The sequence below is a fragment of the Stieleria sp. genome, assembly GCF_041595215.1.
Classification (GTDB): domain Bacteria; phylum Planctomycetota; class Planctomycetia; order Pirellulales; family Pirellulaceae; genus Stieleria; species Stieleria magnilauensis.
The window spans coordinates 1-9109 of the sequence record NZ_JBFHKV010000245.1 but is presented as its reverse complement, the minus strand read 5'-3'; the positions used below and the strand labels follow the sequence as shown (position 1 = coordinate 9109).

The window sequence follows — 9109 nt, the reverse complement described above, 5'->3', positions numbered from 1 at the left end:
GCGGTGGGTCTTGTCTGCTTGGGCGCTTGTCGAGCGATTGAGACGCTCAACACGAGTGGTGAGCCGCCAGCCGTAGGGCGCTGGCCGTAGGACTTCGGGCATGGCGCCAGCCCCGGCCGTTTCGATGCGTTTCAGCGGCCGTAGACGATTTTCAGGCGAGCTTTCCGATCGCCTCGGCGACCAGCGCTGGGTCGTCTTTTTCCCGCAGATGTTCGATCTGCTCGGCCGGCAATCCGGCCTTCTCCAGATGGCTGATCAGCCGTTTCCAGACGGTTTCTCGCTTCTTGCCTTGGCTCAGGTACAGCTCGCTGACCGCTTCTTGAGCCTTTTGGATCCCGATCGAATCCCGGTTTTGGTAGTAATTCTTGATAATTCGTTCTTGATAGGGCGAACGGTGGTCGCTCATATTCAGTTTCCGAATGGAAAGGTGTGGTCGAATGTCATGGGCCGGTCAAGACGGTTATCGGCCGGGCGGTTCGGTCCCTATAGTAGGCGTTTCCGAGTAAGCTTTATACGGCTAAATCGGCGTCAGGAAACCCGTCAATTCTGACCACCGTCGAAATCGGGCGATGAGCAAAACGCGCCCGCGGGCGGCTCACGCCGATCCCACGGCGATTGGTCCATTGCCCTAAGGAATCAGAAAGTATGTTGGCTTGCCGAGGCGTCCGCGGTGCGACAACGGTCCAAGCGGATGATCGTGACGAAATCTTGCTCGCAACGAGACAGTTGCTGGCGCTGATGATTCGCCAAAACGGGATCGACACGGCGGACCTGGCCAGCGCCTACTTCACCGTGACCAAAGACCTGTCGGCGGAATTCCCCGCGTTGGCCGCGCGCCAACTCGGTTGGCTGGAAGTCCCGTTGTTGTGCGGATACGAAATCACCGTCGAAAAATCGTTGCCACGCTGCATTCGCGTGTTGCTGCACTGGAACACCGAGAAATCACAGTCCGAGATCCAGCACTTTTACTTGCACGACGCGGTAAAATTGCGGCCCGATCTGTCGGAGCTTCCGCCCGTGGATTTTGACGAGCTGGAACAATGGATCCAGTCCCAACTGTCTTCCACCCCCTAGATCGCTGCACGAGTTTCAAAGCCTTGGCCAAGAAATCCAACGTCCGATTTCACCCTGCGGTCGATTTGAGCGTGATTCACGCCTCGTTCGTCGTCGCCACCGGCGGCGTCTGCAGCGACCAGCGGACCGAATCGGCACTGAGCGGTCCGACCAGCGAAATCAACACCCGGCTGGTTTCGGCGCTGGCCGACGTCCGAGCGTTCTGGTCGGCACTGTTCGCCTCGGTTGCCGCCGGGCGGACCGCCCGGCAGTCCTGTCCACCGGCCCTGGTCGCCGCCGGCTGCAGCGAACTTCAAATCGACCAGACCGCCGCGGCGCTGGGAACCCAACTCGACCAATGCCGGATCGCTTACCAACAACGTTTTCCCAAGCTGGAACAACAGCTCGGCCTGCGTGCCGGTCCCCTGAAAGATCGCTGGCAAACCTATGGTCCGGGCCTGTTGATCGAAACGGCGCGACAGATCTGGGGGTCGGCGCCGCCGGAGAAATGGTGGCCCGAGAACGTCGATTGTCTGTTGGTCCAACCGGTCCGCGGCGGCGATGGCGGGTTTGACTCGGGCCAATGCCGCGTCTGGATCGAAGCGATGTTGACCGACGCCGATCCCGCCGTGAGCGAGATCTTTCGATTGGCATTCTGGGTCACACAAGTCGCCGTCGGTCGGCACTTGGCGGCAACACTGGGACAGGGCGAAACCCCCAGCCACCCCGAAGACTTCGGCTCGGGAACTCACCGCCGCACCACGTTGCCCTGGGATCTCGGCTGCGTGCCGGTCGTGTTGACCGCCGGGGCGAATCTGGAATTGTTCCGCGCCGATCCCCTGCCGGTCCAGACCGCTGTGGCGTTGTGGCGGCTCGGCGACGAGTCGGTCGGCAAGATCGTCGCCAACTGGTGGGACCAATGGAAAGACGCCGGCGCGGCGATGCCGGTCGCCTTGAAAGCCCTCGACCGCATGCTCGCCCCGCTTCGCAAACGGTCCGAAACCGCACGATCGGCGGGACAAGACGACTTTGCCGACCACGAACTGGACTAATTGGGACCGCTGTCGTCGCCGATCTTGACCTTGATCGATCCCAGCATTCGCGTCATTTGGTCTTCTTTCTTTCCGACGAACAGAATGTTGTCCAGCACGATCGCCCGCTTCTCCGTCGTCGGGTGCAGAATCAATCGCCCCGCCCCCAACAACATGTATTCAAACACGTCGTTGATCTCTTTGTCGACACGCAAGTTCGGAGCCGGATAGCGTTTCAAATCGCTCAGCAAACCGTGGTGATGCAGCAGTTCGTTGTTGGACAATTCCCAATAGTTGAATTTGGTGCTGACAAAGACCGCGATGTACATCAACGTCATACCGATCGTCGTGCACAGAAAAAACGTCGTGTTGGCGACCGGACGGATCCGCTTGATCCAATCCCCCACCGCAGGCAATAAATCGGGGCGGGTGAGAAATAGCATCCACACTCCCATCGCGACCGTGGTCACGATAAACACCAGCGTTAGCGACGTCGCCCTGGGAAAATCAAAGACGATGATGAACAAGTTGGCCATCATCACACACAGGAAAATCCCTGTCATCACGACCGGGACGGTCTGGCTCGGATCGGCAATCGAGTGACCGCCAGCCCACAACACCAACGTCGCAAGGGTCGAGATGATCAACGTCGGGTACATGAAAATGAACTTGGGATACGGCACCAGATAGATCCGCTTTTTCTGCGATCCACCCGATCCATGCGAATGCACATGGGCATGCCCGTGCTGCTCGTTTCCCTGGGCTTCGTCCCCGTCATGCTGCTCAGCTTCTGTCATCGTGTCGCCTTTTTGAGATTCTTACTTCCGATGTCGATCCAACTACAGGCCCGGGCACCAATCGATGCCCCGCTCGGGCGCGCGACACGCCGACAATCAATTCCCTCGGTCGCGCCGTTGCCACGGTCGGGTCGGGACGCTGAAATCTATCAGGTCCGAACCTTGCACTTAATACCCGCTTCGCGCAACCGCGACAGAAGCTGATAATTCGTGCCGAAATCGTTTCGACACGGCCCCGCACAAAGTCCTAGGCGGCTGCCGCAAACATCCGAAAGGCTTGAGTGGAGTTTATTTTTGATGAGTGATCTGATGCAACGCACCCTCGTTCTTCTCAAACCCGACGCGGTCCAGCGGCGATTGATGGGACAATTGATCGCGCGATTCGAAGCCAAAGGCTTGAACATCGTTGCAATGAAGATGCTGAAAGTGACGCCGGAAATGGCGAAAAAGCACTACGCCGAACACGTCGATAAACCGTTTTACCCGAGCCTGGAAGCGTTCATCACCTCGGCCCCGATCGTCGCCATGGCGATCGATGGACTCGACGTCATCAAAGTCGTTCGCGACATGTTGGGCGCCACCAGCGGGCTCAACGCCGCCGCCGGCACCATTCGCGGTGATTTCAGCAGCAGCCGGCAAATGAACCTGGTCCACGCCAGCGACGGTGCCGAAGCGGCCAAACGAGAGCTGGGCATCTACTTCGACGACAGCGAGATCTGCCGCTATGAACCCGTCCTGACGCCCTTCCTGCGCGCCGGCGACGAATAACGAAACCGCGTGGCATCGAGAACCACGCGTAAAGAATCACGCCCGCTGCGAGGCGTGACGCCATCCTCCCTGATTGGGCATTGGATCGACACATCGTTCGTCACCCTCCCAATGGGAGGGTGACTTCACTCAATGACGATTCGACGGCTTAACTTGCTGCCGATGGAGTCGAACGCAGCGAGGGAGGGTCAATAAGCCGGCACCGAACAGGCCGGCACCGAACAGGCCGCCTTGAACAAGCGCCCCAGCGGCTGCCTACAGCACGTTCCGCACGACGCCCACGGCGACGCCGACAACCTTGGCGTCGTCGACATACAACGGCGACATCTCCGCGTTGGCCGGTTGCAGCCGAATGCGGCCCTCTTCCGGGAACCAAAACTTCAGCGTCGAGTCTCCGCTGGGAAGCTCCGCCACCACCATCTGGCCCGGTTCAGCCGATTCCTGCTTTTGAATGACGACAAAGTCGCCGTCTTGGATGTGCGCTTCAATCATCGAATCGCCCGACACCTGCAGGATAAAACGGTCGTTCTGGCAGAACATCCCGCTGAAATCCATCGTGTCGCTCTGCTCAAATGCCAAGGCAGTCGTTCCGGCGGCAACCATCCCGGCCATCGGAAGACTGTGATTCTGGCGATCGAGTTTTTCGGTCAATTCGATCGCCCGCGACTTGTTGGGGCTGCGGTGGATCAATCCCTTTCGCTCCAGCGCACGCAAATGACACATCACCCCGTTGGGGCTCTTGATGCCAAATGCCTCGCCGATCTCACGAACCGTTGGTCCATAGCCCCGGTTGAGAATTAACTCTCGAATCAACTCGTATACCCGCCGTTGGCGGTCGGTGAGTTGCTTGGTCCCCATTAGCCTTCTCAGTAAACGGTGTGATGTCGTCGCAGTGACAACATGAACAGTGTATGTGGTCCATTTGTCAAAGTCCATGAAACCCGAACACGGGCCAGATGGAGTATAGCAGGACCCCCGGCATTAAATCGTGCGGAATTGAACCGGTGCCGAAATGATTAGGAGCACATCTGTCCAATACCGTAGTGCTAATCGGCGTGCCGTTCGATTTCCCGACGCGTTGTCGCCACCGAAGACAGATTTTCGTGGATCGGGCCGCATCGATCCGCCACCGTTGGTGCGGCCGGTTTTCGACTTTGATCGCCAGGCAAACGCCACAAACCGCTGCACAGCAAGACTTTACAGACACTCTGCCGATGGCAGATGGCACTCACCCCCGCCGCGGGCGACACTTTTTCCACGCCCCGGAAAACTCGCACAAAGCGGGCAGGTTTGACAACGGGCACGGCCAGATTCGGACCATGCGACCGGGAATTATTGCCCCAGTCGAATGATCGTCCGGGTCGAAAAAAAAAGCATCCGCAACTTGCTAGCAATCGGTTTGACTTGCGTGCTAGCAAACATAGAATCTCGCCCACTTGATGAACGCGACGTGAAGAAATCACGTCCCCACACCAACGTGTCCGCAAACGCTGTGGACCGCACCACCGGGGGGGACCAGTTTCAACGTCGACGATTCAAGTCCCTCATCGATCCGGGAGGCTGAGATGCCACCCAGCGGAGCTAGGTTGGCTGCTTTTCTTGCCAACGCTTTGGCTGCTTTTCCGGTTCGATGGATTCCCCAAGAACACACCAATCCGATCGACACAGCACAACGATGCGTGGCCGCATGTCCGTGTCGTCTGGTTGGTTCCCGACTGATCCCGCGAACATCCATGATGGAGGACTGCGCTCCCGGTATGTCCACACCGCACGGCTGCACCGATGACTCGGACGTCATCGCGACATTCAAGGAGGCTTTGAAGCAACGTGTGGGGCACGAGCGTTTCCAGATTTGGTTCTCGGGCGTTCGCTTTGTTCTCGAAGCCGCTGACGCAGTTGCCGGGACCGCCGACCCCTCGCGATCGATCGTCGCCGTCGCGGCCGGACAATTCGCCGCCGACCGCTTGAGCAATCACTACCTGGCCGCGATGCGCGGTGCCGCCGCATCGGCCTGTGGCGCGTCGACGACTGTCAGGGTCCACGTCGAGGATCGCCCCACGCTCCAAGCCGAGTTGCCGTTTGCCGAAGCGGGCGCCAGCGATGCCACCGACGCAGGCGATGCGACCGACGGCCGCGAGCCTGACGAGACTTCCCGCCCCGCGTCCTCGGTGCGACAAGAACGCCGAACCGCGGCGAAAGCAGCCGCAGCATCCGTCGTGCGAAAGCCGCGGGGCACCCAGTCGCTGCAAGCGATCCTGCGAGACGGCACCGATTCACGAAAGTCACCGCGGCCGAAACGAACTGCGACAACGCGACCGACGGTCTCGGCCGCTGGCGCGTTCGCCGGCGGGATCACATCGCAGGCAACAAAAGCCGAAGCCAAGCCATCGACCGCCGAGACGCCCCATCACGCTTCCAACACGCGAAGCGAATGCAGTTGGGAGAACTTTGTCGGCGGGCAGTGCAACGAGCTGGCGCGGACGGCCTGCAAAATGGCCATCGAAAGCCCCGGTCTGGCGTCCCCCTTGGTCCTGTGGGGACCGCCAGGGTCCGGCAAAACGCACCTGCTGAGCGCCGTGGCTGGAAAATTACGCGGTCTCCATCGCATGCGACGGGTCGTCTACCTGTCCGCTGAAGAATTCACCAATGACTTCATCAAGGCGCTCAACGGAAACTGCTTGCCCGCCTTTCGGTCTCGTTTTCGTGACGCCGACGCACTGTTGATCGACGACATCCAATTCTTCGTCGAAAAGAAGGCCACGATTCGTGAACTCCACCACACCATCGAAATGCTTGCCGAAGTCGGCAAACCGCTGGTGTTTGCCGGAACCAAGTCGCCCAATGAGATCAACGGACTGGGCGGAGAACTTTCGGGGCGATTGGCTTCGGGGCTGGTTTGCCAAGTCGAATCGCTGGACACCCAGACGCGAACGCAACTGCTCGCACGCTACGCGGAAGAGCGCTGCTTGATCCCTTGGCCCGACGCGACGCTACACGAAATCGCATCGGTCGCCGGCGGTGACGGGCGACTGCTCAGCGGCATCGTCAATCTGGTCGCACTGCTGCAACGGATGCACGGCCAAATGCCCTCGATGGACCAAATCCGTCAGCACGGCGCCCACCTGCTCCGCTCCTCCGGTGTCCCGATCACGCTCAGCGCCATCGAACGTGCCGTCGAAAAAGTCTTTCAATTGGATTCCAAGTCGCTGCAGTCGGGTTCACAAACCAAGTCCATCACCGAACCGCGAATGCTGGCGATGTACTTGGCCCGCGAGATGACCAGCAGCGCCTACTCCGAAATCGGCGGGCACTTCGGGGGACGCAGCCACAGCACCGCGATCCTGGCCAATCAGCGTGTCCGCCAATGGCTCGACGCCGGTCGCAGCGTCGGCAGGGGGCAAGCCGCCCTCTCGACCGATGAAGCGATCCGCCGCATCGAATCCATGCTGAAAACGGGGTAGGTTTCAGGTTTCAGGTTTCAGGTTCTATGAAACCACCCGATATTTTCTTGTCACCGATTTTCTTGTCTGATTCTCCTGTTCCGCCTTCCCTTTTTCTGCCCCCAGTTTTTCTGCCAACTGCCAACTCACTTGAAACTTGAAACTCCAAACTCGAAACTTAAAACCCGCAACTTGAAACTTTTGTCGAAACACCAGACACTGACCTAGTCTCCCGCTCGGCGGACTTTGCCGCTGCTTCTTCAAAACCTTCCAGGGATCGGAAACTTCATGGCTGACCAGAACGAACGTCCGTGGGACAAAAAGAAAAAGAAACCGCTCTCGGCTGCCGAAATCCTTCAGCGCCAGCCGCCCTATGATCTCGAAGCCGAAATGGGCGTGCTGGGCAGTATCCTGCTGTTGCCCGAAGTCTGTGACGACACCGCGTCCTTGAAAGCGGATGACTTTTACGACGATGCCAATCGGATCTTGTACACGCACTTGCGTGACATGTACGACAACGGCGAGAAGATCGATGTGATGCTGCTCGTTTCCCGGCTGAAGACGTCGGACGAGTTTGACAAGATCGGTGGGGCCGCGTATCTGGCCAAGCTCTCCAACTCCGTGCCCAACGCCGCACACGCGGTTTACTATGCCGGCATCGTTTCCGAAAAAGCAGTTTATCGGAACCTGATCAACGCCAGCACCGAAATTCTCCGCGACGCCTACGACCAGGCCAGCGACGCGCGAGAGCTTTGTGCCCAGGCGGAACAGAAAGTGTTCTCGATCATGGACGGACGCTCGTCCAACTCCCTGCACTCGATGAACGATGTGCTGCACGCCGCGATGGACCGGATGGAAGCCCGCTTGCGCGGTGAAGTCACCGACGGGACCGTCGAAACCGGTCTGGCCGACTACGACACCATGACCGGCGGGTTGCACAACGGCGAATTGATCATTCTCGCCGCCCGACCGTCGATGGGAAAAACGGCGCTGGCGATGAACATCGCCGAACACGGGGCGATCGAAATGCGACAACCGGTGCTGTTTGTCAGCTTGGAAATGTCGGGCATCGAATTGGCCGACCGGATGCTCTGCTCCCTCGCCCGCGTCAACGGTCACCGCCTGCGAAACGGAACGATCAGCGCCGAGGATCAAACCCGCTTGATCAACAAGGCTAACGAAATCAGCACCGCGCCGTTTTTCGTCGATGACTCTCCCAGCCGAACGGTCAGCGAAATCGCCGCGGCCGCACGACGGATCAAACGGCGGCACGGCAGTCTCGGTTTGATCGTGATCGACTACTTGCAACTGATCGAACCGGATAACTCGCGCGACCCCCGTCAAGAACAAGTCGCAAAGATCGCTCGTCGCCTGAAAGGGATGGCGCGTGAACTGGGCGTCCCGATGTTGTGCCTGTCGCAATTGAATCGCCAGGCCGAAGACAGCAAAGACCACCGCCCCAAACTCAGCCACTTGCGTGAATCCGGGGCCATCGAGCAAGACGCCGACGTCGTGATGTTCGTCCACCGCGAAGAGTATTACCATCGCGGTGAAGAACGCGCCCAGTACGCCGGGCAAGCCGAAATCATCATCGCCAAACAGCGGAACGGCCCGGTCGGCGACGTGCAATTGACCTGGGAATCCGACTTCACCCGGTTCAGCAACCGCGCCCCCGAACACCACGATGAATTCAGCGACTACGCCGAGTTCACCGCGCCCGGCGGGTTCTGATTGGACAGCGGCATCACTGGTTCACCCGATGCTCATGCACTTACGCGATGACGGTGCGCAACGCGTGTCCTCGTTCTTTGCATGGCGCCTTGTTTTCGGCAAGGCCGAGATTTCTTGTGGCTAAAATTGGTCAAAAAATGATGGGGTCAAAAAATCTCAGCAACGGCTCAATCCCCGTTCGATCGCGCTGCCAGAAACCCCATTCTTTGACCACCCCATTCTTTGACCACCCCATTTTTTGACCAACCAATTTTTTGACCAATCAATTTTTTGACCAACCAATTTTTTG

8 protein-coding genes are annotated in these 9109 nt (G+C 59.0%); 5 read left to right on the top strand and 3 right to left on the bottom strand.

Going from position 1 to position 9109, the window contains the following annotated elements; genetic code table 11:
• Positions 1-151: 151 nt before the first annotated feature.
• Positions 152-406, bottom strand: a complete 255-nt coding sequence (locus ABX749_RS11700) for a hypothetical protein (RefSeq protein WP_145208546.1) — start codon at positions 404-406, stop codon at positions 152-154.
• 239 nt (positions 407-645) lie between these two features.
• Here ABX749_RS11700 and aroH point away from each other — a divergent pair, with 239 nt between their 5' ends.
• Together aroH and ABX749_RS11690 are read left to right on the top strand one after the other, a co-directional pair.
• A complete protein-coding gene (aroH, locus tag ABX749_RS11695) occupies positions 646-1074 on the top strand; it encodes a chorismate mutase (protein WP_145208548.1) in 429 nt (142 codons plus the stop codon).
• A gap of 23 nt (positions 1075-1097) precedes the next feature.
• Positions 1098-2105 (top strand): hypothetical protein, encoded by a 1008-nt coding sequence (locus tag ABX749_RS11690; RefSeq protein WP_372896138.1) that lies wholly within the window; start codon positions 1098-1100, stop codon positions 2103-2105.
• On the opposite strand, the gene ABX749_RS11685 is transcribed toward ABX749_RS11690, so the two are convergent.
• The gene (locus ABX749_RS11685) at positions 2102-2881 is read right to left on the bottom strand and encodes a hypothetical protein (RefSeq protein WP_372896137.1); all 780 of its coding nucleotides are present in this window, start codon (positions 2879-2881) and stop codon (positions 2102-2104) included. The two genes, ABX749_RS11690 and ABX749_RS11685, sit on opposite strands and share 4 nt — an antisense overlap.
• 309 nt (positions 2882-3190) lie before the next feature.
• Here ABX749_RS11685 and ndk point away from each other — a divergent pair, with 309 nt between their 5' ends.
• Positions 3191-3649, top strand: coding sequence for a nucleoside-diphosphate kinase (gene ndk / locus ABX749_RS11680; RefSeq protein WP_145222217.1), 459 nt, complete (start codon positions 3191-3193; stop codon positions 3647-3649).
• Between the two features lie 255 nt (positions 3650-3904).
• On the opposite strand, the gene lexA is transcribed toward ndk, so the two are convergent.
• Positions 3905-4507 (bottom strand): transcriptional repressor LexA, encoded by a 603-nt coding sequence (gene lexA / locus ABX749_RS11675; protein WP_145208552.1) that lies wholly within the window; start codon positions 4505-4507, stop codon positions 3905-3907.
• Positions 4508-5406: 899 nt separating this feature from the next.
• On the opposite strand from lexA, the gene ABX749_RS11670 reads away from it, so the two are divergent.
• Entirely contained in the window at positions 5407-7110 is a 1704-nt protein-coding gene (locus ABX749_RS11670) for a DnaA ATPase domain-containing protein (RefSeq protein ID WP_372896136.1), read from the top strand.
• A gap of 267 nt (positions 7111-7377) precedes the next feature.
• Positions 7378-8820: a replicative DNA helicase gene (gene dnaB, locus ABX749_RS11665; RefSeq protein ID WP_095736481.1), complete on the top strand. Its 1443-nt coding sequence runs from the start codon at positions 7378-7380 to the stop codon at positions 8818-8820.
• Positions 8821-9109: the final 289 nt, after the last annotated feature.